This window comes from Ruminococcus albus AD2013 (assembly GCF_000526775.1).
Lineage (GTDB): Bacteria > Bacillota > Clostridia > Oscillospirales > Ruminococcaceae > Hominimerdicola > Hominimerdicola alba_A.
The window spans coordinates 3,134,107-3,159,324 of sequence record NZ_JAGS01000001.1; the positions used below are offsets into that span (position 1 = coordinate 3,134,107).

Annotated in this window: 24 protein-coding genes; 10 read left to right on the forward strand and 14 right to left on the reverse strand. The window is 50.2% G+C overall.

Translation table 11 applies throughout. From position 1 onward, the window contains the following. Position 1 precedes the first annotated feature (1 nt). The 14 genes from truB to N773_RS20305 form a co-directional block, all read right to left on the reverse strand. Positions 2-901: a tRNA pseudouridine(55) synthase TruB gene (truB, locus tag N773_RS0114085; protein WP_043537871.1), complete on the reverse strand. Its 900-nt coding sequence runs from the start codon at positions 899-901 to the stop codon at positions 2-4. Continuing rightward, positions 898-1,848, reverse strand: a complete 951-nt coding sequence (locus tag N773_RS0114090) for a DHH family phosphoesterase (protein ID WP_024858385.1) — start codon at positions 1,846-1,848, stop codon at positions 898-900. Before N773_RS0114090 ends, truB begins: the two co-directional genes overlap by 4 nt. A gap of 21 nt (positions 1,849-1,869) precedes the next feature. Further along, positions 1,870-2,259: a 30S ribosome-binding factor RbfA gene (gene rbfA, locus N773_RS0114095; RefSeq protein ID WP_024858386.1), complete on the reverse strand. Its 390-nt coding sequence runs from the start codon at positions 2,257-2,259 to the stop codon at positions 1,870-1,872. 28 nt (positions 2,260-2,287) lie between these two features. Continuing rightward, on the reverse strand, positions 2,288-2,710 hold the full coding sequence (locus N773_RS0114100; RefSeq protein ID WP_155267789.1) for a GNAT family N-acetyltransferase: 423 nt from the start codon (positions 2,708-2,710) through the stop codon (positions 2,288-2,290). Positions 2,711-2,803: 93 nt separating this feature from the next. Beyond that, positions 2,804-5,350: a translation initiation factor IF-2 gene (gene infB, locus N773_RS21885; RefSeq protein WP_024858388.1), complete on the reverse strand. Its 2,547-nt coding sequence runs from the start codon at positions 5,348-5,350 to the stop codon at positions 2,804-2,806. A gap of 114 nt (positions 5,351-5,464) precedes the next feature. Beyond that, entirely contained in the window at positions 5,465-5,797 is a 333-nt protein-coding gene (locus N773_RS0114110) for a L7Ae/L30e/S12e/Gadd45 family ribosomal protein (protein WP_024858389.1), read from the reverse strand. After that, positions 5,787-6,065, reverse strand: coding sequence for an RNase P modulator RnpM (gene rnpM, locus N773_RS0114115; RefSeq protein WP_024858390.1), 279 nt, complete (start codon positions 6,063-6,065; stop codon positions 5,787-5,789). The genes N773_RS0114110 and rnpM overlap by 11 nt, the downstream gene beginning before the upstream one ends. A 1-nt stretch (position 6,066) precedes the next feature. Then, a complete protein-coding gene (gene nusA / locus N773_RS0114120; RefSeq protein WP_024858391.1) occupies positions 6,067-7,185 on the reverse strand; it encodes a transcription termination factor NusA in 1,119 nt (372 codons plus the stop codon). 85 nt (positions 7,186-7,270) lie between these two features. Next, a complete protein-coding gene (rimP, locus tag N773_RS0114125) occupies positions 7,271-7,816 on the reverse strand; it encodes a ribosome maturation factor RimP (RefSeq protein ID WP_024858392.1) in 546 nt (181 codons plus the stop codon). Beyond that, a complete protein-coding gene (locus N773_RS22290; protein ID WP_155250902.1) occupies positions 7,813-7,983 on the reverse strand; it encodes a hypothetical protein in 171 nt (56 codons plus the stop codon). Before N773_RS22290 ends, rimP begins: the two co-directional genes overlap by 4 nt. A 120-nt stretch (positions 7,984-8,103) precedes the next feature. Beyond that, complete coding sequence (locus N773_RS0114135; RefSeq protein ID WP_024858393.1) at positions 8,104-8,529, reverse strand: hypothetical protein; 426 nt, start codon at positions 8,527-8,529, stop codon at positions 8,104-8,106. A gap of 24 nt (positions 8,530-8,553) precedes the next feature. Beyond that, the gene (locus N773_RS0114140) at positions 8,554-9,555 is read right to left on the reverse strand and encodes an LCP family protein (protein ID WP_024858394.1); all 1,002 of its coding nucleotides are present in this window, start codon (positions 9,553-9,555) and stop codon (positions 8,554-8,556) included. Positions 9,556-9,599: 44 nt separating this feature from the next. Next, complete coding sequence (locus tag N773_RS0114145) at positions 9,600-10,181, reverse strand: SLOG family protein (protein WP_024858395.1); 582 nt, start codon at positions 10,179-10,181, stop codon at positions 9,600-9,602. Positions 10,182-10,329: 148 nt separating this feature from the next. Beyond that, positions 10,330-11,442, reverse strand: a complete 1,113-nt coding sequence (locus tag N773_RS20305; RefSeq protein ID WP_024858396.1) for a leucine-rich repeat protein — start codon at positions 11,440-11,442, stop codon at positions 10,330-10,332. Positions 11,443-12,112: 670 nt separating this feature from the next. Here N773_RS20305 and N773_RS0114155 point away from each other — a divergent pair. From N773_RS0114155 to N773_RS0114200, 10 genes are all read left to right on the forward strand, one after another. Next, positions 12,113-13,981 (forward strand): PQQ-binding-like beta-propeller repeat protein, encoded by a 1,869-nt coding sequence (locus N773_RS0114155; protein ID WP_024858397.1) that lies wholly within the window; start codon positions 12,113-12,115, stop codon positions 13,979-13,981. A gap of 290 nt (positions 13,982-14,271) precedes the next feature. Continuing rightward, positions 14,272-16,200 (forward strand): hypothetical protein, encoded by a 1,929-nt coding sequence (locus tag N773_RS0114160; RefSeq protein WP_024858398.1) that lies wholly within the window; start codon positions 14,272-14,274, stop codon positions 16,198-16,200. Next, positions 16,200-17,381, forward strand: coding sequence for a prenyltransferase/squalene oxidase repeat-containing protein (locus N773_RS0114165; RefSeq protein WP_024858399.1), 1,182 nt, complete (start codon positions 16,200-16,202; stop codon positions 17,379-17,381). The genes N773_RS0114160 and N773_RS0114165 overlap by 1 nt, the downstream gene beginning before the upstream one ends. Next, positions 17,378-18,319 (forward strand): AAA family ATPase, encoded by a 942-nt coding sequence (locus N773_RS0114170; protein ID WP_024858400.1) that lies wholly within the window; start codon positions 17,378-17,380, stop codon positions 18,317-18,319. The genes N773_RS0114165 and N773_RS0114170 overlap by 4 nt, the downstream gene beginning before the upstream one ends. Further along, positions 18,316-19,239 carry a DUF58 domain-containing protein gene (locus N773_RS0114175; protein ID WP_024858401.1) on the forward strand — a complete coding sequence of 308 codons (924 nt, stop codon included), beginning with the start codon at positions 18,316-18,318 and terminating at the stop codon, positions 19,237-19,239. Before N773_RS0114170 ends, N773_RS0114175 begins: the two co-directional genes overlap by 4 nt. 13 nt (positions 19,240-19,252) lie before the next feature. Further along, on the forward strand, positions 19,253-21,073 hold the full coding sequence (locus N773_RS21360; protein WP_024858402.1) for a transglutaminase-like domain-containing protein: 1,821 nt from the start codon (positions 19,253-19,255) through the stop codon (positions 21,071-21,073). Positions 21,074-21,542: 469 nt separating this feature from the next. Then, a complete protein-coding gene (locus tag N773_RS0114185) occupies positions 21,543-22,028 on the forward strand; it encodes a DUF4430 domain-containing protein (protein ID WP_024858403.1) in 486 nt (161 codons plus the stop codon). Further along, the gene (locus tag N773_RS0114190) at positions 22,025-22,885 is read left to right on the forward strand and encodes an energy-coupling factor transporter transmembrane component T (RefSeq protein ID WP_024858404.1); all 861 of its coding nucleotides are present in this window, start codon (positions 22,025-22,027) and stop codon (positions 22,883-22,885) included. The genes N773_RS0114185 and N773_RS0114190 overlap by 4 nt, the downstream gene beginning before the upstream one ends. Then, the gene (locus N773_RS0114195; RefSeq protein WP_024858405.1) at positions 22,858-24,447 is read left to right on the forward strand and encodes an ABC transporter ATP-binding protein; all 1,590 of its coding nucleotides are present in this window, start codon (positions 22,858-22,860) and stop codon (positions 24,445-24,447) included. The genes N773_RS0114190 and N773_RS0114195 overlap by 28 nt, the downstream gene beginning before the upstream one ends. Then, on the forward strand, positions 24,444-25,136 hold the full coding sequence (locus N773_RS0114200) for an ECF transporter S component (protein WP_024858406.1): 693 nt from the start codon (positions 24,444-24,446) through the stop codon (positions 25,134-25,136). Before N773_RS0114195 ends, N773_RS0114200 begins: the two co-directional genes overlap by 4 nt. The last annotated feature ends 82 nt before the right edge of the window (positions 25,137-25,218 follow it).

Consider the following 25,218-nt stretch of genomic DNA (forward strand, 5'->3'; position numbering starts at 1 on the left):
ATCATACGAAAAAATTCTTGACGCTCCGAAATCCTCCGTCGGTCATTCTGCCAAGCCCTATAAATCCGCCGTCCGCACCGTATACACGGTAAACAGACCCGTCCTCCGCGCCTGCCTGCTCTGCCCTCAGCTTGACACCGTTTTTGTAAAGTCCCGTGACTCTCTCATCAAGCTTCAGTGCAGGATAGACCTCAAAGCACTTATCGAGCCGTGTCAGCACGCTTTCAGCACCGCTCTCACCGACTATCCTTTGTATATCCTCTATACTCAGACATTCTTCCAGTGCCAGCCCCGCCGAGTATGTCCTCACCAGTGAGGTCATAGCCCCGCCGCAGCCCAGCATTTCGCCGATGTCGTTTATCAGCGTGCGGATATACGTGCCTTTTTCGCAAAGCACCGTCATGTGCCCCTCGCGGGACACCTCATCATAATCATCTATCACCATTGAAAGTACGGTTATCTCTCTGGCTTCGCGCTCGATGACCTTTCCCTCACGCGCCAGCTCGTAAAGCTTTTTACCGTCAACTTTCACCGCCGAATACATGGGCGGCACCTGCATTATCTTTCCGATGAACTTTTCAGCTGCCGCTTTAAGTTCCTCAGCCGTCACAGGCCTGCCGTCCTCACTAAGTATCTTACCCGTGATATCCTGTGTGTCCGTAGTTATGCCTAACCTGAACCCCGCATGATACCCTTTTCTGACATCGGGCAGTATGTCGCAAGCCTTTGTGGCTTTTCCCACAAATACAGGCAGTACACCCTCCGCCATAGGGTCGAGAGTACCGCCGTGACCTATCTTGCGGGTATGCAGTATGCCCCGCATTTTAGCCACCACATCGAATGATGTCCAGCCTGCGGGCTTGTATACCGCGATAACGCCGCTTATTTCCTGTCCTGTCATATCCCGAGTACCTGCTCTGCTTTTTCGATCAGCAAAGCCTTTACATATTCAAGGGAACCTCTTATCTCACAGCCCGCGGCACGTATGTGTCCGCCGCCGCCGAATAATCCGCAGAACGCCGAAGCGTCCATTTCTTCGGTAGTTCTCACCGATATCTTGTAGACATTCTTATGTCTCTGCTTTACTGTTATGCCGATGACTACGCCCTCAGCAGAAAGGGGTATCGAAGCCAGTCCGTCGAACTCCGCAGGGTCTGCACCGCATTTCTCCATAAGTTCCGTGGTTATGGTTATCATTGCGCACTTATCGTTCAGGTAGTATTCCATACTGCCTGTAACAGCCTGCTCGACTTTCAGCCTGCCCTTGCTCTTCACATCGAACATCTTCCTGTTCACGTTGGCAAAGTCAATATCGTAAGCCATAAGCTCAGCCGCCGCCATGTGGGTCTCGGGAGTTGTGTTCTCGTACTTGAAACAGCCTGTATCCGTAGCAATTCCCGTGTACAGGCACTTAGCTGTGATGTCCCTCAGCTTCCTGCCCGATTCCTTGAATATCTTGTAGAAGATATGCGCCGCCGCGGCTGTCTGCCCCTCAACATGGGTCAGTTTAGCATAATGCTTGTTCGATATGTGATGGTCTATGCAAAGATCCACCATGCCCTCCTGCTGATATTTTGCAAGTCCGCTGCCCATCAGGGTAACGTCAGCAATGTCCACAGCTATTATGAACTCGGGCTCGAAATCCTGATCTTTGTACTCCGCGTACATAAAATCATACCTGTCAGGAAAACCATCGGAGTTCACCACATTAGCCAGCTTGCCCATATCTCTCAGAAAATAGCACAGCCCGAAGCCGCTGCCCAGCGTATCACCGTCAGGGCTCTTGTGTGTCAATATGAGAAATTTGTCATTTTCTTCAAATATCCTGTTTATCTCGCCGTATTCCATACAATAGCCCCTTCTATACGATCAGTCCTCAGCGGACTCGTCCTCTTCATTTTCGGAACTTTCTTCCTTTACCAGCTCTCTGAGCTTTTTGGTTATAGCCGCCGAATGCTCTATCGAATCATCAGCCACAAATTTCAGCTCGGGACACTTTTTCAGACCAAGCACATTTGATATCTCCCTTTTGAGATACCCCGTAGCCGATTCAAAGCCCTTTACAGCCTTTTTGGCTTCCTCAAGCCCTCTGAAACTGGAAATATATACCTTGCAGAAAGAGCCGTCCCTTGCCACATCGCAGCGTACAACTGTCAGGAACTCTCCTCCGTTTATCCTCGGGTCTTTCAGGTCTGCCATCTTTCCCGAGATTATACGTCTTATATCCTCGGACATACGTCCTGCCTTGTGTGATGCCATTTATATAGCTCCTTCCTTATTTTATCTTTTACAGCCACATATCCATAGCCGCGCCGTCATGTTCGTTCGGTCTGCTTTTAAAGCCGAAAGGCTCGTAAAAGCTTTCTCTGCCGAGATTTGCCATCAGATGTATCTTTATCTGCCAGCCCTCTTTTTTCTCACTGCGGAGCTTTTCAACAAGCCGCCCCACCATCTGCGAAGCCAGCCCGTTGTGACGGCATTTCTCCGTCACCATCACCTCAGCGAGATACGCCACATAGCCGCCGTCCCAGAGAAGCCTTACAAACCCGACAGCTTCGTCATCAAGCATCGCCGCTATGACCGCATAGCTGTTGTCAAGTCCCGCCTGCGCCTGTTCGGGAGCAATGCTTTTCCAGCCTACTTCCTCACGCAGACGCAGATAGTCCTCAACATTCAGTTTATTCGTAAATTCAAACTTAGTATCGTTCATTTCGTTTATCAAGATCTTTCGACCCGCCGTCACGCCATACTATCCTTTATAGCTTTCCGATAATAGGCGGAAACGAGCCGCCCGCCCGAGGGCTTAGTCGCGGTACTCTTCCATGATGTATCCCTCGAAGATGTCGCCTTCCTTGATATCGGAGAACTTCTCCAGAGTGATACCGCACTCGAAGCCTTCGCTGACTTCCTTAGCATCGTCCTTGAAACGCTTCAGGGAGCTCATCTTGTCATCAGCCACGATTATACCGTCACGAACAACTCTGATAAGGTCGTTTCTGCCGATTTTGCCGTCCAGTACGTAACAGCCCGCAACAGTACCAACAGAGCTGATCTTGTATACCTGTCTTACCTCAACACGAGCAGTCTCAACTTCTCTGTACTTAGGTGCAAGCATACCCTTCATAGCGTCGGTGATCTCTTCGATAGCATCGTAGATTATACGGTACAGTCTTATCTCGACACCGTCCTGCTCGGCGTTTGCCTTTGCAACAGGGTCGGGACGAACGTTGAATCCGACGATGATAGCGTTGGATGCATTAGCAAGCATAACGTCGCTCTCGTTTACCGCACCAACAGCGCCGTGGATAACTCTTACTCTTACCTCTTCGTTGGATATCTTTTCCAGAGACTGTCTTACAGCTTCCACAGAACCCTGTACGTCTGCCTTTACGATGATAGGCAGTTCTTTCATCTCGCCCTCGGATATCTGCGAGAACAGATTGTCCAGTGTTACCTTCTGGAACTTCTTGAACTCGTCTTCCTTAGCCTCGTGCTTACGCTGCTCTACCAGTTCTCTTGCCAGCTTCTCGTCCTCAACTGCGTTGAAGGTCTCACCTGCGGTAGGAACTTCGCCCAGACCTGTTATCTCAACAGGTGTGGAAGGACCTGCCTCGGTGATAGGTCTGCCGCGGTAATCTGTCATGGTTCTTACTCTGCCGACAGATGTGCCTGCGATGATAACATCACCTGCATGGAGAGTACCGTTCTGTACCAGCAGTGTTGCAACAGGACCCTTGCCCTTGTCAAGGCGTGCTTCGATAACAGCACCCTTAGCAAGTCTGTTGGGGTTAGCTTTAAGCTCCTTGACTTCTGCTACCAGCAGTACGTTCTCAAGCAGTTCATCGATGCCCATGCCTGTCTTTGCAGATACGGGAACTGCGATAACGTCACCGCCCCATTCTTCAACGACCAGTTCATGTTCTGTCAGCTGCTGCTTTACTCTGTCAGGGTCAGCACCCTCTTTATCCATCTTGTTTATAGCAACTATAACGGATACTCCCGCTGCCTTTGCGTGGTTTATAGACTCTACTGTCTGGGGCATGATACCGTCATCAGCCGCAACAACGAGTATAGCTATATCGGTGATGTTCGCACCTCTCGCTCTCATGGAAGTGAAAGCTTCGTGGCCGGGGGTGTCCAGGAATGTTATCTTCTGTCCGTTGCACTTTACCTGGTAAGCACCGATATGCTGTGTGATACCGCCTGCTTCGCCCTCTGCAACGTTAGCGTTTCTTATTCTGTCGAGTATGGAAGTCTTACCGTGATCGACGTGACCCATAACTACAACTACGGGGCAGCGGTCTTCAAGGCTCTCGGGAGCGTCAGCTTCGTCTTCGATAAGTCTTTCCTCGATGGTGATGTGTACTTCCTTCTCGACCTTTGCACCCAGCTCCTCTGCTACCAGTGAAGCAGTATCAAAGTCGACCACCTCGTTGATGGATGCGAATACGCCCAGTGCCATCAGCTTCTTGATAACTTCGGTAGCAGTTACTTTCAGTCTGCTTGCCAGTTCGGATACTACGATCTCGTCGGGTATCATAACCTTCAGCTGCTGCTTTCTTGCCTTTTCAAGAGCCAGTCTGTTCAGCTTATCCTGCTCTGTCTCCTTCTTGTGAGAATGCTGCTGCTTCTTGTACTGCTGAGACTTCTGTGTGATCTTCTGCTTCTTGCGGAAGTTGTCGTTCTTGTTGCCCTGCTTGCTGGTAGCCATATTGTCGTACTTCTCGTTGTACTTGTCCAGCTCGATGTAGCTTCCGCGTGTATCGACAGTTCTTCTCTTGCCGTCGGAATGATCGTCGGTGCTCTCCGATACAGTATAGCCCTTGCTGTCATCGCTGCCGAAGGAGCTTCCGCCTCCCAGCTGCATTTTCACGCCGTGATCCTGCTTCTTGGCTTCCTTCTTTTCCTTCTTCTTTTCGGGCTTCTTCTCGGGCTTGGGCTCAGGCTTCTTTTCCTCTGCCTTGGGCTCTTCTTTCTTTACCTCGGGCTTCTTTTCTTCAGCCTTGACCTCAGGCTTCTTCTCTTCGGCCTTGGGTTCAGCTTTCTTTTCCTCAGCCTTGGGTTCGGGCTTCTTCTCGGTCTTGGGTTCTGCCTTCTTTTCAGCCTTCTTGGGCTTGGGTTCCTCGGCAGGCTTTACAGTGTTTGCAAAGTATGCGTCAAAATTCTCCACCTGATTGTTCTGGGTGAAGTATTCAAATACATAGCTCACCTCTTCGGGTGAAAGTGCAGCCTGTGTCTTTCTGGAAACTCCGTCCAGCTTTTCAAGACACTCTATAATATCATTGTTGCCGAGAGCCAGGCTCTTGGCGAGGTCATTAAGTTTTATCTTCTTAGTTGCTTTCGTACTCATAGGCAATAAATATCCTCCTTCTGTTTACGATGAACATATTTTTTCTTCATCGGCTCATCCCCATCGGGAAAGCCTGTTATTATTCCGTTTGTTTTATATCAGTGTCAGAACACCTTAAATACCGAACTCGTCCTTGTCGATGATGACTTCTTCAAGTCCCTTGGCACAGCTCTTTGCGAAACCTGCATCGATCATCGCTACAACGCCCACGCGCTTGCCGAGCCCCAGGGCTACCTCGTCCATGTTCATGCCCAGGGCGTAAAGCTTCACATCGTACTTTGCACAGGTGTATCTTACCTCTTTCAGCGATTTCTCCGATATGTCCGCCGCTGTGAATACCGCTTTCGCATTTCCCACAGAACAGGCATCCTTTACCATGTCCATGCCCATAACGAGCTTGCCTGCTTTGCGGCTCATGGAAAGTATTCCCGATTTATTACTGCTCATCGCCGCTCAGCTCCTTTTCCATTGAATCATATAACTCATCATCTATCCTGCACGCAAAACTCTTTTCCAGTCGTCTTGCCTTGCGTGCCTTTTTCAGACATTCAGCGTCTGCACATATATATGCGCCTCTGCCCGCCTTTTTTCCTGTCAGGTCAAGGCTTATCTCGCCCTCTTTTGAACGCACCACCCTGACAAGCTCTTTCTTCGGCTTCATCTCGCCGCAGCCGAGACACATTCTCATCGGTATCTTCTTCGGCTTTACAGGCATCTTATTCTTCCTCAGTCTCCGCACTCTCGGGAGCGTTCTCGGGAACGATGTCTATCTTGTAGCCTGTAAGACCCGCAGCCAGCTTAGCGTTCTGACCCTTGTTGCCTATGGCAAGTGAGAACTGATTGTTAGGTACGATAACGCGGCACTTCTTGATAACTCTCTCGAATTCCTTTTCTTCGCCCTTATGCTCGATCTTTACCTCGGGCTCCAGCAGTTCAACACTGAGAACCTCGGCAGGTGCCAGCGCCTTAGCGATGAATTCTGCTTCGTCCTCTACCCAGTTGATAACATCTATCTTCTCGCCCTTGAGTTCCTGTACAACAGCGGAGATTCTGGACTTCTTGGGACCTATGCAGGCGCCCACAGCGTCAACGTTCTTATCCTTGGACCATACAGCGATTTTGCTTCTTACGCCCTCTGTTCTGGATATGGACTTTATCTCAACGGTGCCGTCAGCTATCTCGGGAACTTCCAGCTCAAACAGTCTCTTTACCAGATCCTTGTGAGTTCTCGAAAGCTTTACAACAGGCTGTCTCTTCTCGCCGCCGCCGAGGCTTACGATGTATACCTTGATCTTGTCGCCCTCTTTGAGTATCTCGCCGGGTATCTGCTCACTGCGGTAGAAGTAATGCTCGTTCTTGTCAATGGTGATGACAGCATTGCCAGTAGCGGGCTCAACCTTCTGTACCGTAGCGGTAACTATCTCGTGTTCCTTGTCCTTGTACTGCTCTATCAGCTTGTTTCTCTCGAAATCCTTGATATCGTGCTTGATGGACTGCTTTGCGAACTGTGCCGCAACTCTGCCTATCTTAGCGGGGTTGACAGGTATCTCTACCCAGTCGCCCACCTTGATGGAAGGATCGTAGGTCTGTGCTTCACCGATGTATATCTCGTTAGCGGGGTCGTCTACGAACATTACCTTCATAACTTCCTTGAGTATGCACATCTCCAGCTTGCCTGTCTCGGGCTCGATATCAACTCTTATATGCTCGCTCTCGGGATTTTCCTTCTTTATTGCCTTGATTATGCCTTCTCTGATCTTTTCGATAAGTACGTCCTTGTCGATCTCGTTCTCGTTGACCAGATCTGTCAGTGCATTAAAAAACTGCTCGTTCATCTTTTATGACCATTCCTCTCTGAAAATACTTCTCAAACTATCAATAATGCTTTTTTGCGTGCTTAAAACCTGTATGTCGCGGTTATCAATCAAACTTAGCTCCTGCCAGCTCCTCTTCAAGGTCGCCGTCATCATAGAGCTTTACAAATGCGCAGTCGTTAAGGCTGAACTGTACGTTCGCTACGCCGTCGCCGTTCTCGTCCAGTGTCTGACAGGCTATAAGCTTTTCTTCCTCGTCATAGCCCACCAGTCCCACGATGAACTCGCGCTCACCGTTCTCATCGGGACGTATCAGCCTTACTCTTACAACATCGCCTATACATACCTCAAAGTGTATCGGCTTTCTCAGCTCTCTTCCCAGTCCGGGGCTGCCGCATTCAAATACATAGCTCTGCGGGATAGGGTCTGCTTCATCGAGTATCTTGTTGAAAGGTCTCGTGAAATTCTCGCAGTCCTCCATTGTCACGCCGCCGTCTTTGTCGATAAGTACCCTCAGATACCAGGTAGCGCCCTCCTTCTCGAACCTGACGTCCCAGAGGAAAAGCCCCAGCTCGTCCGCCAGCGGCTGAGCCAGCTCGGCTACGAGGTCCGCCGTACTCTTTTTTGAGCTTCCGCCCTTGCCTTTACTCAAATCATCAGCCCTCCCTGTGATATTCGCATCTGTTCCGATACCGCCAAAGCTGTACCCGAAGTCACGATACTTATGCAGAAACGCCGTCTGAATGCGCTGCTCTGCTCCGATATCACCGACTCTGCACAGCCCTCGGCCATACCCGTACCGATGCGATTATAGTCCATACAAACACAAAAGACCGTGAATTTTAAATTCCGGTCTTTCGTCAAGCCTATTGCATATATTATATCATAAATAGTACAGCTTTGCAAGAGATGTCCGGAATATTAACAGGAAATTTACAATCATCTATCCTTTTTGCCTTTTTTAGCTTCTCCGGTGCTTTTTTTATCCTTGTTTTCTTCCTTGTCCGCTCTTTCGGGTACAGGAGTCCTGCGCTTGCGCCTGCCCTCAACAAAATCCAGCGGTATCGTGAACATTATACCCGTGTTCGGCTGTGAAAGGTCGCCCACAGTGTTGTATACCACTCTCCGCGCCAGATCCAGCTGATCGTTCTCGATAACGGAGATTATGGTCTTGTTGTCGTCTTCCTCACCGCTGAACATACTGCGTATCGACGAACTCAGAAAACTGGAATTCATCTTTGAAAGCGTCATCGCCATGCCCGATGATGGTATTATCGTAGCGCCGCCGATGCCCGCCGCGGAAAGTCCCTCAAGCAGGTATTCCAGAGCGTCTGTTTTGTTCAGTATCAGGACCATGAGCTTCATTTGTGATCACTTTCCTTAGTCGTCTTACTGTTCCGCCGTTTTTGTTTCGGCTTCGGTGTTCTTTGCTTCAGCCTGTGTCTGTGTGACGCCCTCAGCTGCAGAGGATGCCTCGCTTTCATCAGCAATCTCGGCTGCTTTTTCCTTCAGTTCGGTGATGAAATCATCGCTGAAAACAAAGGTCGAATCCTTTTCGCCCCATGTTCCTCTGGGTATAAGCTTTTCCGCAGGGGTCTTTTTGCTTGAAAGCATATCTTTGATGTAGGACTTCTGCAACTTGAAGTCCTCCATGTTCATGTCGGTATCACTGTTTGTCGTGATTATGCTGTAAATATTGTCCAGATTGTCCTTTGTGATGTAATCCTGCTGGAACATACTGTTTATCAGCGATTCCATAGCTTCGCCAAGGAATTCGTTATTGCCCTGTTTGCCGTTTGAGAATACAGGGTACTGCGTCAGCAGTCGTATCTGTCTTCCGCCCAGTGATGCAAGCTCACCCTTCTGTATCGAGATATCGTTCTCGTTATTGTCCTTTGAAAGATAGTATAACTCTTCGGGCGCCTTGTAGGTTATACCGCCGTAGATATCGCAAACTCGCTCAAATGAGTCGTTTGAAAGCGTAGCATAGTTGTCGATATTCAGCTCCAGCGTACCCTCGACTGCGTTTTTTACGCCTTCCATACGCTGATTTGAGAAGATGTCACGCATGGTCATGTTGTTCGTTTTGCTCACTGTCATAGCCGATATCGGCACGACAAGTATGCTGTCGTCAGTAGGGTCTATCCTTATCAGCGTCATATCCGAAAGCACGCCTTTGCTGTTTACTCGTGCAAACAGATCATTGAAGGTCTGCACTGTAACAACAGCGTCTTTGTCCTCATCCTCTTTCAGCAGACCGAAGCTTTTCAGCAGGTATACTGCAAGCATCGATATCAGCGCCATGAATATCAGCACCGTTACAACATATACCAGCGCAACGGGTGCCTGTGATTTTCTTTTCCTTTTTCTTTTTTTTGCGGCAGATGACATTATATTATTCTCCTTACTGTATATTATTTCCTATTTCTGTATATTTATTCACAGTAGAACTGCGGGTTCCTGTCAAGCTCGATAATGTGTATATCCAGCTCTCTGTGCCTTGCCATATTTATGGTCTGCAAAGTTCCCGAACCACGCTGTTTTTCTTTGTATATCGCGATCAGCTCCGAAGAATTGTTCACCATGAACTGATTTCTCCTGCGGTAACGTCCGCTGTCACCGATATCACCGGTCACCACCACAGCCGAAGCCATTTTCAGCAGCAGACTGTATATATACCGGTCTTTCGGAAGCTTGATCTCCCGTATCTGATCCTTGTATGGCAGAGCGCATATAAGCTCTATACCGGGGTGATCCTCACTGTGCATCATATCCATTATCACCGATCCGCAGATCAGATCCGACCCTTCTGCCATACCCGTTATGAAAGTGCGTATCCCGCGCCCGTAAGCCTCGTGACACAGCAGATGTATCGTGCTTATCAGGTTCTTGACGCCCTGCTTTGAGATGTCGCCCCCGAAAGGCAGGTCGCGCCGACGGTGTCCCGTAAAGCAGCAGGTCGAAGCTTTTTCGGTGTAAAACTCCTCCGTTGAGATGATCTCAACACTGTCCAGCACCTCAGCCACCGCCTTTCGATAACACTTAAAATTATTATAGCACACATTTCCCCATTTTTCAATACCTTTTTTTGATATATCTTAAAACCCGCCGTCAGTATTGCCGCAAAAAAACAGAGCCTTAAAAGACTCTGTTTTCATATATCCGTCAAAGCAGTTTCTTGCCCTTGACGTGTGCCGCTATCTTTGTGATATCTGTAACGTTGATATTTCCATCATTGTTGACATCGGCACGAAGCTGCTCTTCTTCGGTGAGCATCTTTTTGCCCTTGACGTGCGCCGCAGTCTTGGTGATGTCGGTAACATTTATCTTGCCGTCATTGTTTACATCGCCCTTGATGCCAGCGTCTGACATTTCGACGAATCTGAACTCATTGTCCTTTGCATACTTTTCAGCAGCAGTATCTTTAGTGCCTCTTATGGTGAAATTTTTTATCGTAGTACCAATAATATCTTTTTCCTTATCGTTATAGTATCCGAATGCTTTTTCTCCTATTATCCGAACGCTGCTGGGTATAGTTACGCTTTTCAGTTTTGGACAGCCATAAAATGCGTCTTCGCTTATGCTTGTTACGCCATCTGATATCACGGCGGTTGTAAGTTCTTCGCAATTTGCAAAAGTACCGTAACCCATTTTTATGACGTTGTTCGGAATAGTTATTTTAGTCAGATTATCACAATCGACAAATGCACATTCCCCTATGTTTGTTACGCTGTTGGGGATTTTTATGTCGGTCAGGTTTGTACATCCCATAAAAGCGCATTCCCCTATATATGTCACATTTTCAGGTATGGTTACGCTTTTCAGATTGCTGCAGTGTGTAAAAGTATAGTCACTTATTCGGGTTACGCCATTAGGTATATTGATCTTGTTCAGGCTTTCACAGCTCATAAAGGCATATTTGCCTATTTTTGTTACACTATTGGGAATAGTTACGCTCGTTAAGTTCATACAGAATGTAAAGGCGCTGTTGCCTATGCTTGTTACGCCATTTTCAATGACTACCTTTTTTACCTCATCTGTCTTACGCCCAAGTGAAATAGGCTTATCGACGAGGTACATATCCCCCTCACCGCTGATAGTCAGCGTGCCATCTTTATCAAGCATCCATGTAACATTCTCGCCGCATTTGCCGCTCATAGGCAATTCTTCAGCTGCACTCGCTGTCAGTGTGAAAACATCACTATCCACATTGACGAAGATTCCGCCTGCGCCGAATACCAGTGAAACAGCCAGCAGTCCTGCCATTATCTTTTTCATAAATAAACACCTCAAATAAATTTTGAATACACTCTGCCGCTTTTTCGGCAGATGAAAATGTGCTTGGGTTTTTACATTTTTGCAATTGATTTTTGCAAATCCAATTATACATCTTTTTTTGAGTTTGTCAAGTTCAATGCCGTTTTTTCTCCTTTCATTCTTCGGCGATTTGCCTAACTATATCCCTGTGATTTTATGCAAACAACTGTTTTTTTATTTAATTCAGACATATTTCTGCAAGAGTTGTACAAAAACGTACAACTTTTCGCCTGAAATCACTGATAGTGAGAACACCTTTTCGGTTGACCCGATCAGCATTCTCAGATTTTTTCCCGCCTATACGCACGATGGCAGGCAGTCGCCGAATATGACTACGGGATATGAGGCGGCGTGTTATACTGTATAAGGGGAAGAAAGCATCTCAGTATCTTGACAATTGAATATCTGCTAATATCATTCCGAAAGTACGAAACTTTAACGACATTTATCATAAATACAAGCGAGATATAGTTTCAAACTATACAAAGCGTTTACTTTTTTGTATACCGCGTCCTGCTGTTTGCGCGGACTATACTATTGAAAAAGAGACAGCAATGTGATATACTTATATGCATTACAGGCGTTTTCGGAAAAAACGCAAAAAAAATCTATACAGAATGGAGATCAGAAAATGAAAAGAAAATCTGCAAAAATACTCAGCACTTTCTGTGCTGCCCTGCTGACAGTTAACGCAGCAGCAATAAGCTCATTCGCTGAGGAAAAAACGATCGCACCCGATTTCAAAAAAGCCGATGATGCTGTCCTCTACTGGGCAGATCAGGTAGTTGAAGATAAAATGAACTGGGCTGCTTCTCCCACAGGCTTCACTGTGGCAGATAACGGATATATCTATATCAGCACAGCCGATAATATCCTGAAGATCGATAAGTTCACAGGTGAACAGGTATCGGCAGGAAAAATGGCAGGTCAGGCAATGTTTGCCACCAAGGGTCCCGTTTATGCTGACGGTAAAGTGTTCATGGCTCTCGATGGCGGTATCATACAGGCATTTGATGCAGATACCCTTACATCACTGTGGATATACAAAAACAAGAACGGCGGAAGTCCCACCTGCGATATCGTAGTTGAAAACGGCAATATCTATACAGGCTTCTGGAATTCCGATGAGAATGATGCCGATTTTGTCAAAGTAAGTGCTGCTGATGAAGACGAGACCAGCACCAATGAAGATAAATCCGCTGAATGGGAATACACCAACAAGGGCGGTTTCTACTGGACAAACGCTGTTGTAAATGACGGCACTGTGATCTTCGGAGCTGAGAACGGAAGCAAGACTTCAAGTGAAAATAACGCGCCTGTAGCTCTTGACGATGCTACAGGTGAAAAGAAATCTTTTGCAGGAAATGCACATGAAGATATCCGCAGCAAGATGGTGCTCAAGGACGGTGTGCTGTACTATACTTCCCGCAGTAATGAAATATTTACCGCTTCTCCCGAAGACGGTAAAGGCAACGTGCTCGATCTGAATGCTGAACTTAATCTTGAAGGCTTTTTTTGCACCTGCACTCCTATCGTTGAAAACGGCAGGATCTATATTACCATAAACGGTTCCGGCTGGGATCCATACAACGGTTCACGTATTGTCGTGCTTGATGCAGTTGATGATGGAAACGGCGGAATAATGCCCAAGGTAGCTTACACCGTTGAGACCGCCGCACCTTGTCAGGCTAAGGGCGTTTTCGCAGGCGTTGACGAGGAAGGCTATAATGTTATATACTACGTTGAAAACGGCGCCACAGGCGTTGTTCGCAAGCTGAGAGATAAAGCAGGCATGACCGCTCCTATCGATACTGTTGAGGAAACAGATTTGGCAGGCAACAAGCATACCTGTCCTCCTGTTGCATTCGCACCTCAGGGCGAACACGCACAGTACTGCGCAGTTGATCCTATCTATGACGAAGAAACAGGACTGCTCTATATCCGCTATGATTCATTCTGTCTGCTCGCTGTCGGTGAAGCAGTAAAGTTCGATATCGAGTGCCCCGAGATAACCATTCACCCCAGGGGCGTCAAGACATTTGTATTCATGGCAGATGAAAATCCGACCGATCAGGAGTATACTGTTGATGTCACAAACGGTCCCAAGAAGACCGTAGGTGATATCACATCAAAGGATCTTACATTCAGCGTTGATAAGCTCACCACCGATGATGAAGTTATCACTGCAAGCTTTGCTTACGGACTGTATAATGGAAACGGCGCAAGCGCTTACGCTTCAAGCGATATCGATGTTCTCGTTGCCGAGACCGAAGATCAGTACAAGCGCGCACTTGCCAAAAAAGGCGATGTAAACGGCGACGGCATGATAAACGTTACCGATATCACAAAGCTGGCTGCTTATGTAAAGGGCAAAAAGATGATCGATAAGTACAGCCTCAACGCTGCCGATGTTAATGCAGATGAATCGGTAAACGTTACCGATATCGTTGTTACGGCGGCACACGCAAAGGGCAAAAAGATGATAAAGACCGAAAGATGATATCCACGGACGCCGCTGCGTTTGCGGAAATATCAGGCTTAATTTAACAGACACTGATAACAGATCTGCGACACATGGAATGTTCGATAGTAAACGCCGCTATACAGTTTACTTTATTTATCAGTCCATGTGTCGGGGTCTGTATTGCTTTACGTGGTTATCCTGATGACACAATACAAAACAGCGGTTTTACGGAAATAAGATATACAACGCTCAATTAGCATTTTGTTTACCCCATTTTTGGCAGGTGTGCTAAAGGGATTATCGTATTGCTTTTTCGGAGGTCGGGTATGAACGGTAAAAACAGGAAAAGTATCATAGCTTCCGCGGCAGCCGCCCTGATGCTTACAGCAGGGGCTGTCAGCTTTGCTGTGGGCTTTTTCCGAAATGCCCCCCGCGAAGATACCCCCATCGGGATAGAACACCGCGAAGCTGTGCTCCCCGAGATATCGGCAGAGGGGCTTTCAGCCGAGGACAGCAGTATCTCCGAAAAGGAAGATACAAGTTCCCGCAAAGATGAAAGTTCATCCCCCGAAAGCACCTCCGATGCCGAAAATAACAGCCGTCCCGCCTATGATGATAACAGCGGTGCGTCAGATACTTCCGCGGCGGTAATGCAAACGGAATATTCTCAGGACGATACTTTACCTGAGGACAGCCAGGCACCCACATCGACGATCCGTGAGGCTGAAGATGTTACCGCCCTCGCAAAAACCACCCCCGACGGCAGAGAAGCCGACCGCGAATACTTCACCGCCTCGATAGCTGACGGCGAAACAGTGAATGACAGCACCTACTTCTTCACCGTGACCCACCTGATAGAAGACCTTGAAGCCGTCCGCTGTGATGTTGAAGTCAACGGTTCTCTTTTTTACGGATTTGCAGGCAGGGTCCATCTCAGGGAGGGCGAAAACACCATAAGGGTCAGCTGTACCTATAAGGATGCTGAAAACAAGGTGTACAGAGCTTTTCGTGACTACACCGTGTACCTTTCGTCTCCCGCCGCCGAGATAGTTACCGACCTTTCCGACTGTGAAGTTTACGAACCGGGATTTTCATTTACAGCCCGCTGTGACGACGGACTTGAAGTCAGGCTGAACGGCAGGCTCATATCAGGCAAGGACAGCTTCACCGTAACTCTCTCCGAGGGCGAGAACATGATAAAACTCACCTCTGGGGATACTTTCCTTGAATTCTCGGTAACTTACATACCTGTACGCACCCTTGCCATAATCACCGACCTCTGCGACTGCACAGTGTATACCGACAGCATTACTTTCAGTGCAAAGGCAGTGGGCGGAAATTCCCCTAAACTTTCCGTGCTTGTGAACAGAAAAGCCCTCCGCGGCAGTGATACATTTACAGCACCGCTTAATGAGGGCGACAATACCATTCGTCTGCTTGCATGGGACGACAATGATAAGACCGAACAGACCGAACAGACCTTTACCGTCACCTCTCTTTACAATGTCGATGAAAGCAAGCTGCCGCATCTTGAAAGTATAAATCTGTCCGATGATATCACCGTCAAAGGAAGCGCCTATACCCTGAACCTTGAAGCCGCCGACTGTGACGGTGTAAGGCTGTGGTCGCATAATATCGAAGTCATATGCGGAAATACCGTCCCCTGCAAATGGGAAGATTCTTCCTGCACGGGTTATATACTTAAACTTCACGGCGGTGAGAATCCTGTCACCATAAGGCTGAGAGACAATTCGGGCAGACAGAGCGAATACAGCTACAATATAAATTGCGAAGCAGCCGAAGTCGGCGAAGAGATCGGCAGGATACAGATATCCGTCAATGCTGACCTCATAGGGCTTGGCACACTTTGCGAGAGCGGCAGCTTCCCTGTGCTTGAAGGCGAAACAGGCTTCGATACGGTGGTTAGGTTCCTTGAAGATAACGGATATGAAGTATCGTACCGCGGCAGTGTTGGCAGCAGATATCTTGCGAGGATATCCATGGCGGGAAGATTCGCGGGGGGAGAACTCACCGATAAGGCTAAGGAGAACCTTGCAGGTGCGGGCGTTGTACCTAACAACAGTAAAGATGATGATTCCCTCGGCGAATTTGATTACGCACCCGGTTCTGGCTGGATGTACAGCCGCAACGGCAAAAAGCCCGCCTATGCCATGACTTCTGCGGTATTTGCGGACGGCGAGAGAATTGAGCTTGTATTCTCACTTGATATGGGAAATGATCTTGGTGGTGAATGATGTTGAAAAGACCTGCGGTACTGCTTACTGCGGCAGTAATGATGAGTTCCCCGATATGTGCTTCGGCGCTGGATACAAAACAGGCAGAGGGCTATGCAAGGGGTATCGTCACCTTTGAAAAGAATAAGAACGGTATCCCCGAGGGCGACAGTCTGCTTTCGGGCAGGATAGCGGAAGATGCGGGCTATGACAGTTCGGACTGGCTGGCGATAGGTGCAGTAAGGTCGGGGCTGGAAACGGATACGGGAGAGTATTTTACGGCGTGGAAAAAGCGTATTGAGGACGAATATTCCGACGATGCCGCCATCGACCGCCTTAATGCCACTGACTGGCACCGCGCTGTGCTGACGGGGATATGCCTTGGTATCGACCCTACCGATGTCTCGGAGATCGATCTTCTTGGCAGAGGCACCTATCTGCGGGGCGAGGGCAGACCTCTTGATGAACAGGGCGTAAACGGCGAGATATGGGCGCTGATAGCCATGGACAGCTGTGACTGGAAGCTTCCTGAGGACGCTTTCCCCAACAGGGAAGAGATAATATATTCGATCATAGATACCCGGAATTCCGACGGCGGTTTTTCGCTGACCGCAGGTGACGGCAGAAGCGACCTTGATATCACGGCGATGGCTTTGCAGGCGCTTGCACCCTACCGATGCTGTGAGGAGACTGAAAACTCCGTAAACAAGGCGGTGGAACTTCTTGCGGAAAGATACGGAGATGCGGATAACTGCGAAACTGCGGCGCAGATCATATGTGCGCTGTGCTGTCTTGATATCGATCCCGACAGTGACGAAAGATTCAAGGGCCTGACGGATGAACTGATAAGCTACGCCAACGATGACGGCGGATTTGCCCATCAAAAAGGCGGCGAAAGCAGTGAACTGGCTTCATCCCAGGCACTTATCGCACTTTGCAGTATACAAAGGCTGAGGTCGGGGGAAAGGCCGGTATACGATATGAACGAGGGAAGCCCCGAAAAGCTTGTGAAGACCACGCTTAAAGAAATGACTTCGGCTAAGAACAGGAACACATCTCCCCCCGCCTTGAAAAACAGCCCCGACGGTTCTGCAAATGGGAAAAATACGCAGTTAGCTGTATCTGCAGCGATAATAGCCTTATTTGCTGCGGGTGTTATCGGCGGTGTTATTATGCGCAAGAGAAAGGAAAAGGAAAAATGAACAGTATCCCTGTAAAGATAAAAGAACAGCTTACAAAGGTCATCGTCGGCAAGGACGATAATATCGAAATGCTGATAGCCGCAGTGCTGGCAGGCGGCCATGTACTGCTGGAGGATACTCCCGGTACGGGTAAAACCACCCTTGCGCTTGCGCTTTCAAAATGCATGGGGCTGAAATTCCGCAGGTTACAGATGACCCCCGATACCACTGCTTCGGATATCACGGGATATTCGGCTTACGATGAGGGCAAGGGCGAATTCGTATACCACGATGGCGCGGCAATGACCGACCTTCTTCTGGCGGACGAACTCAACAGAACATCTGGCAGGACACAGGCGGCACTTCTTGAAGCCATGGAAGAACGAAAGCTGACTGTGGACGGTGTTACCCACGAACTTTCAAAGAACTTCGCAGTCATAGCAACCCAGAACCCCTCGGGCACAGCAGGGACTTCTGCCATACCCCTTTCTCAGCTTGACAGATTCATGGTAAGGCTTCGTCTTGGCGCTCCCGACAGAGAAGCGCTGAAAAAACTGCTGACAGACCGTATCCTCACCGACCCGCTTGACGATACCGAACAGGTATGTTCGGCGGAAGACCTTGATGGTCTCAGGGCTGATATCAACAAGGTGACTGTCAAGGAAGAGATAATGGACTACATCTGCGACATGATGCAGTCGGCGGCGGAGTGCAGTGATACCGAGGGCGGTATATCACCCCGAGGTGCGCTGGCACTTTGCAGGATAGCCAAGGCAGGGGCTTTTCTGGACGGCAGAGACCATGTCGTTCCAAAGGATATCCGCACCTGTCTTATACCCGTCTGCGCCCACAGACTTGTGCTTACAAGAGAAGCAAAGGCTGCGGGAAAAACTCCCGAGGGGATACTTGATGATATCATAAAAAAACTGCCCTATCCCGAAAACAGGGAGGATATATGAGGGCGGTGATATTCTGGCTGTGCTTTGCGGCGGCACTTATTTCGGGCTTTTTTACCGTGATAGGGCTGTACATAGCGGCGGGACTGCTGGCTGTGCTTATCGCGGCAGTGACAGAAAATCTGGCGGAAGACTACAAAGTTAAAGTCAGCTACGAAAAGCTTTTTCTCCACAAGGGCGAAGCCCCTGCGGTGATATTTTCCGGCAAGAAGCGTCTGCGCGGCACGGTACTCTGCGAAAATCTCGTTACAGGTGAGAGGTCAGCAAATGTGGTGGATATCAAAGGCGGGGGCAGGTATGAACTTCCCGCGCAGGATAACTGCGGCGGATTGCTGATAAGGTTCATGTCATTCCGCAGAAGCGACCTGCTTGGGATAACCAAGCGTACAGCGGTATGCTACGCTGAGGAAAGTATTACGGTACTCCCCGACCCCATCGGGGCTGAGATATACGATATAGCGGAAGCGGCGGTGGGAGAAAACGAGCCCGATGGCGCAAGAGAAGCGCGTCCCGATGAACCTTTGCGTCGGGTGAACCTGAAACTGACCCACCGATTCGGCAAGCCCTACCTGAATACCTATACCCCCGAAAGAACAGGTGACCTCTGGCTTTATGCGGATTACGGTGCAGGTGACAGAGCGGGCATACTTGCAGAGCAGATATGCGGTCTGGCACAGGTGCTGACAGAACAGGGCATCGACTACGGTCTTGCTGTGCCTTACGGCGAGGACGGATTCAAATTCATCGAGAATGCTGACAGCGAAGCCGTGATGAGCGAAGTCCTGAGATTTCCCATGTACAAACAGGTGGGTGATGGCTTTCTGGAAAAGCTCTGCGGCAGGATAGACGACGGACGCATAATAGCATTTTCAAGGAAAACAGGGTTCAGCGATGAACGGCTGACGGTAATAGACGGCGGCTGAAAGCGGAGTTAGAATGGGCGAAAAAACATGGAATTTTTCCGCACCGATAGTTTTCGGGGCGGGTGCGACACTGACATTTTACATATTGGGCGGGCTGTACGCGGGAGCGGCGGCTCTGCTTTTGTGTGCCCTGACGGCTTTGCTTGTGGGGCGTTTCGGTCGGAAATTTGGCTTTCTGCCTGTGGCGGTCGGTGCTTTTGCAGCGGTGATACTGCATGAGCGTTTTCTCTCTGAATGTGCCCTCTGTGTGGATAATGCAGAGTTTTTGTATGCGATAAAGCGGGGCTTGCCCTACACCCCCGTGTCGGGCGTTTCGGAAAGCGCATACATCATACCGGTGATAGCCTGCGGGCTTATCTGCGGGGTATATTCGGCGGCGGGTGTCAGGGTCACGGCTGTGATACTCGGGGCTTTGTCGGCGCTGGGATACGTGCTTTTCGGCGGAAATCCCTTTGTGCTTTGCGGTTCACTTGCGCTGGCGGTATCGGTGTGCTGTTTCGGCGCTGAGGATATGCACAGGGCTGGGCTTGCCCTCGGGGCGGCTGTGCTGGCTCTGCCTGCGGTGTTTATAAAAATGCCCGAACTTCCGCCTGCGGGTGAAGTTTCAGCATCGGGCGGCGAAAGCCTTTATCTGGCTGAAGAATACGAACAGCCCCATTGTACTAAATCGCAGTATGCCCGCGGCTCGGCGATAATGAGAGCACTTGGTGACGAGGGATTTTCTCCCGAAACTCAGACTTCCTTACTGATGGAATCGGCGGGGACATTTCTCCCGACAGAAGAAGTCGAAGTCAGCGGGGAGTATGTTCCTGCGACTGTATGCGGTGAAAAATCTGACGGAAAATACAGCTGCTGCCCTCGGCTCAACGAGAATATTTTCAGGCTGATGGCACGTTTGCAGGAGGGTGATTACCTCGACTGCGAGGGGCTTTACAGGGAGTATGTCTATTCGGCTTACGGAAGTCTTACAGCAAAAGAGAACGCCCATCTGCGGGATATCGCCGAAATAGAGGGCACTCTGCCACTGGATAAAAAGCTTGCAGAGGTCAGAAAAGCGGTGAGAGCTGAGCTTTCACCCGAAAACGCTGACAGTTCAGATTTTGCCGAACTTACCGTTGGCTTGGCGCGAAGCTGTGGTATTGCGGCGAGAGAAGTCAAAGGCATATACTTTGATAAGATGCCCGAGAGCGGTCATGCAAAGCTTGCAGATGGCGAGGTCAGAACTTGGTCAGAGGTATACATTGACGGCGCAGGCTGGGTGGTCTTTGAGACTTCACCCATGTATGAGGAAGTATCTCCACTTTTGCCAGAGGGTGCTTCAGCTGATGGCGAAAAAAGTGATGAAGACAGCCTGACTTCTGGGGCTGAGGACATCATCTACACTTCTGCACCCCCACGCACAGCCGCAGAGATACGTGAAGAAAAGAAGACGGAAAAGCAGTCGCTTAGGGTGATATGTGCTGTACCCGTGGGGACGCTCATCATTCTGCTTGCGGCTGGTAGGATAAGGGCGGCTGTCAGAAGAATGAAGCGCAGAAAGCGGGATACAGCATCGGCTTTGAAAGCCCGGCATTTTCAGGGAAAAGAGCTTCTGGAAATTGCGCTGGGTGTCAGCGGACTAAGCCCCGAAGAATTGGCAGAGAAAGCGAAAGGTCTGCTTAGCGAAAGGTTCAAAGAATCGGAGAGGGCTTATGAAAAGCTAAGATTTTCGGACAATCCCCCCGATGAAAGCTCACTCACCGCGGCAACGAGGTTTTATGAAGAATCACGGCGGGCTTGCAGAAAGCAGGGGCTTTTGAAAAGTCTGGGGCTCTGGCTGAGAGGATTTATTTAATTCATAATTGTTGGAGGGGGCGACGGTGACTGCATAGCCCATTCCCAAAATTTTAGAATAATAGTCACACGGCAAAGTTGTTAAACATGGCAAACAGCTTCAAAGCCCGAACGCGAACTTGACCGAGTACGCGTAGCGAGGAACGAGCGAAGCGCACGGAGTGTCAAGGTTGCATGCGCGCACCGCCGACGCAGTCGCGGTTAGGGTTTGAAGCGTCGGGGGTATGGGGGCTGACGGTGACTGCGTCGACCGTTCCCAAATTTTAGAATAATAGTCACGCGGCAAAGTCGTTAAACATGGCAAAAAGCTTCAAAGCCCGAACGCGAACTTGACCGAGTACGCGTAGCGAGGAACGAGCGGAGCGCACGGAGTGTCAAGGTTGCACGCGCGTGAGGGTTTGAAGCGTGGGGGTATGGGGGCGACGGTGACTGCGTCGACCGTTCCCCCATTTTAGATAGGAGTTGAGAGCATGAAAATACGGGATATAGCTATATATGCAGGGGCGGCGGCTGTTCTGACGGCGGCTGTGCTGTTCGTGGATATCAAAACTCCCGAGGAATATTATGCTCTTCACCCTGTGGCTGTAACTGAGGACGGCGAGTACGTTACGATACGTGTGGATTGCTCGGCGGCGGTGGGCAGGGCTGAGGGTCTGCCCGGGGACGGTACTATGCTTGACGGGAAGTACGCCCTTTCTTCGGGGGACAGCGTTTACGATGTTGCCGCAAGAGTACTCAGATATGAGGGCATAGATTTCGCAACAAAGGGCGGCAGAGCGGTGTATATCAGCGGTATAGGCGGACTTGAAGAGTTCGACATGGGCGCGGAAAGCGGCTGGATATACACTGTGAACGGCGATACCCCGGGGGTCAACTGCGGGGAGTATCAGCCCGAAAGCGGTGACGAGATAGTGTTTAAGTATGTTGATGAGTTTTTCGGGGAGGCGGGCAGATGAAAGGTCTTGCACCACTTTCGCGGCTTGCGGCGGTCATGGGCATACTGCTGGTTATAATGTTCTCGCGTTCGCTGAGTGCGGCGGGGGCGGGATTTATCGCGGGGCTTATCTGCCTGTTTCTTGTTGAGGGTCGGCGGAAAGGGCTTAAATGGGCGTGCGGTGCTCTGGCACTATGCGCGGCTACTGCGGTCATCGATCCTGTATTCTCCCACAGGGGAATGACGGTACTGCTTTTCGTGAACGACCGCCCATACACGCTGGAATCAATGCTTTACGGGCTTGAACTGGGGCTTTCCCTCAGCGGCGCGGGAGTGTGGCTGGCAGTGCTGAGAGGTCTGGTGAACGAGCGTGAAATGCTTGGCATCTTCGGGAGATTTTCCCCTAAACTGGCAATGACTGTCAGTATGACCCTCGGCTTCATACCCCGACTTATTCGGAAAAATTCACGCATTCGCGAAGCACAGCGGGGCGCAGGGCTTTTCGGCGGAGACAGTCCCTCGGGACGGCTTGAAGAAGTTTCGGCGGTGTTTACTGCCTGCATGGCGTGGTCGGCGGAAGCGGCGGCAGGTGCGGCACAGAGTATGAACGCCCGCGGTTTCGGTACTCACAAGATCACGTTTTCGGACAGGCGTGCTTTGCGCCTGAAAGACGTTCTGTTCATATCGGCGGCGGTACTGCTGACCGTTGGCGGGCTTGTATTATCGGCACTCGGCGGGGCAACGGATTTCTTTCCGAAGGTGGATTTCGGCAGGTATGAGATGGCGATGACGGCGGTATATATGGCAGAATGTATTCTGCCGATAATCATTCTTGCAAAGGAGAGGCTTCAATGGACGCTGTATGGTGCGAAGGACTGACGTTCCGATATAATGACGCAAAAGCGCCTGCTATCGAGGGTATCGACCTGAAAATCGGCAGGGGCGAACTTGTGCTGCTCATGGGGCGTTCCGGCTGCGGAAAAACTACGCTTCTGAAGCTATTAAAGCCCGAAATAGCACCTTTCGGTGAACTGTCGGGAAACATTTCGCTGTTGGGAAAGAAAGCAGAAAGCCCTCAGCCCATGGTAGGGTATGCGGCGCAGTCCCCTGAGGACAGTTTTGTCAGCGATACGGTATACGGCGAGATAATGTTTGCCCCCGAAAATGCAGGGCTGAGTGCCGAGAAAGTACGTCGTGCGGCGGCGGAGACTATCACCCGCTTCGGTCTGGGCAAGCTTCTTGACAGAAAACTTGATGAGCTTTCGGGGGGCGAAAAACAGCTGGTGAGCCTTTGCGCGGCTCTGGTCATGCAGCCCGAGATACTTCTGCTGGACGAGCCTTTCAGCAGACTTGACCCTGTAACGGCGGAGGATATCAGCAGTCTGATACTCCGTCTTAACCGCGAAGCCGGTACAACGGTCATCATCGCCGAGCACAGCACGGAGCTTTTGTTTGCGGAGTGCGACAGGGTGATACTCATGGAAAATGGCCGTATCACGGCGGATACTTCACCGCAGGAGATGTGTGTGGTATCGGCGGCGGAAAGTTTTCTGCCTGCGGCGGCGAGGGTGTTTGCGGGGCATGAAAAATGTCCGCTGACGGTGAGAGAGGGCAGGAAACTGCTTGGTGAGATACCTCACGAAAGGGAAGTCCCTTTGCCCGAAGTCGGAAATTTCGGGGAAGAAGCACTGCGGGCAGATGGTCTGAGATTTGCCCTTGAAAGGCGGGGCGATGATATACTTGAGGGCGTGGATATGGTTCTGCACAGGGGGGAGCATCTGGCGCTGATAGGTGCTAACGGCAGCGGAAAAACTACGCTTTTACGGTGTCTGGCAGGGCTTTGCAGAGCCTATTCGGGTACTGTCAGGGTGTTCGGAAAACGCTTGAAAAAGCCGTCGCCGCTTATTGCCATGCTTCCGCAGGAAGCGCGGGACATATTCATTCAGCCTACGGTGCGTGAGGACTATATCTTCGCGCTGAAAGCCATGGAAAAGCCCGAAGAAAGGGCTGATGAAATGCTTGGCATGATGGGCTGTGAACATCTGGCGGATGTTCACCCTTACGACCTCAGCGGCGGCGAAACACAGCTTTGCGCCCTCGGCAGGGTGCTTCTTTGCGAGCCCGATATGCTTCTGCTGGACGAGCCTACAAAGGGACTTGACGCAGTATCGCGCAGGGCTTTCGGGGATATGATACGCAGGCTGTGCGGTGAGGGCAAGGCTGTGCTGACAGTCACTCACGACCTTGAAAGCGCGGCGGAGTTTGCTGACAGCTGTGCCATACTCTGCGGCGGTCGGGTGGAAAGCCTTATGCCTGCGGGAGAATTTTTCGCAGGGGCAGGATACCTCAGCACGGCGGCGGGCAGGATAGCGCGTGGTGAAGTCGAAAACGCATACACGGTCGAGAGACTGCGTCGGGCTTTATGGGGGGCAGGCTTATGAACAGGGCGTTGAAAGCGGCGCTGTTTGCGGTTTGTATGGCGGTCATCGCAGGGGGCTGTCTGCTGTTCGGTGACAGGTCTGTCAGCTGGCTGATAGGTTCGGCGGGTATTGCGGTTTGCGGTTTGTTTTTCGCAAGGTTCGAGAAGAAAGATACCTCGGCGGGAGAGATAGCCCTTGCGGCTGTGATGACGGCGCTGTCGGTCACGGGGCGGATAATATTCGCGCCTTTGCCCGCATTCAAGCCCTGCGCGGCGGTGATAATACTGGCGGGGATATACCTCGGGGCTGAACAGGGCTTTCTGATAGGGGTACTTACGGCACTGATATCGAATTTCTTTTTCACCCAGGGGATATGGACACCTTTTCAGATGATGATATGGGGCTTGATCGGTCTGCTGGCGGGACTTATCGGCAAACGTCTCAAAAAGAACAGGCTGATGCTGTGTGTTTTCGGGGCTTTGGCAGGGCTGTGCTACTCGTTGTTCATGGACATTTGCAGCGTTCTTTGGCTTGGTGGCGGTTTCACCCCCGAAAGATTTCTGGGGCTTACCTTGACGTCGGCATGGTTCACGGTAAGTTATATGGTATCCAACTGCGTGTTCCTGCTGATCTTCATAAAGCCCGCGGAGAGGATCTTTGAGCGGCTTCATGCTAAGTTCGGCATTGGCGCGGGTACGCGGAGAGCGTAGGGTATCCATTGTATTGGCGGTGTTATATACAAATCTCACCATGCAATATTTACAGGCATGAAAAGAGCGTATGCATACGGTT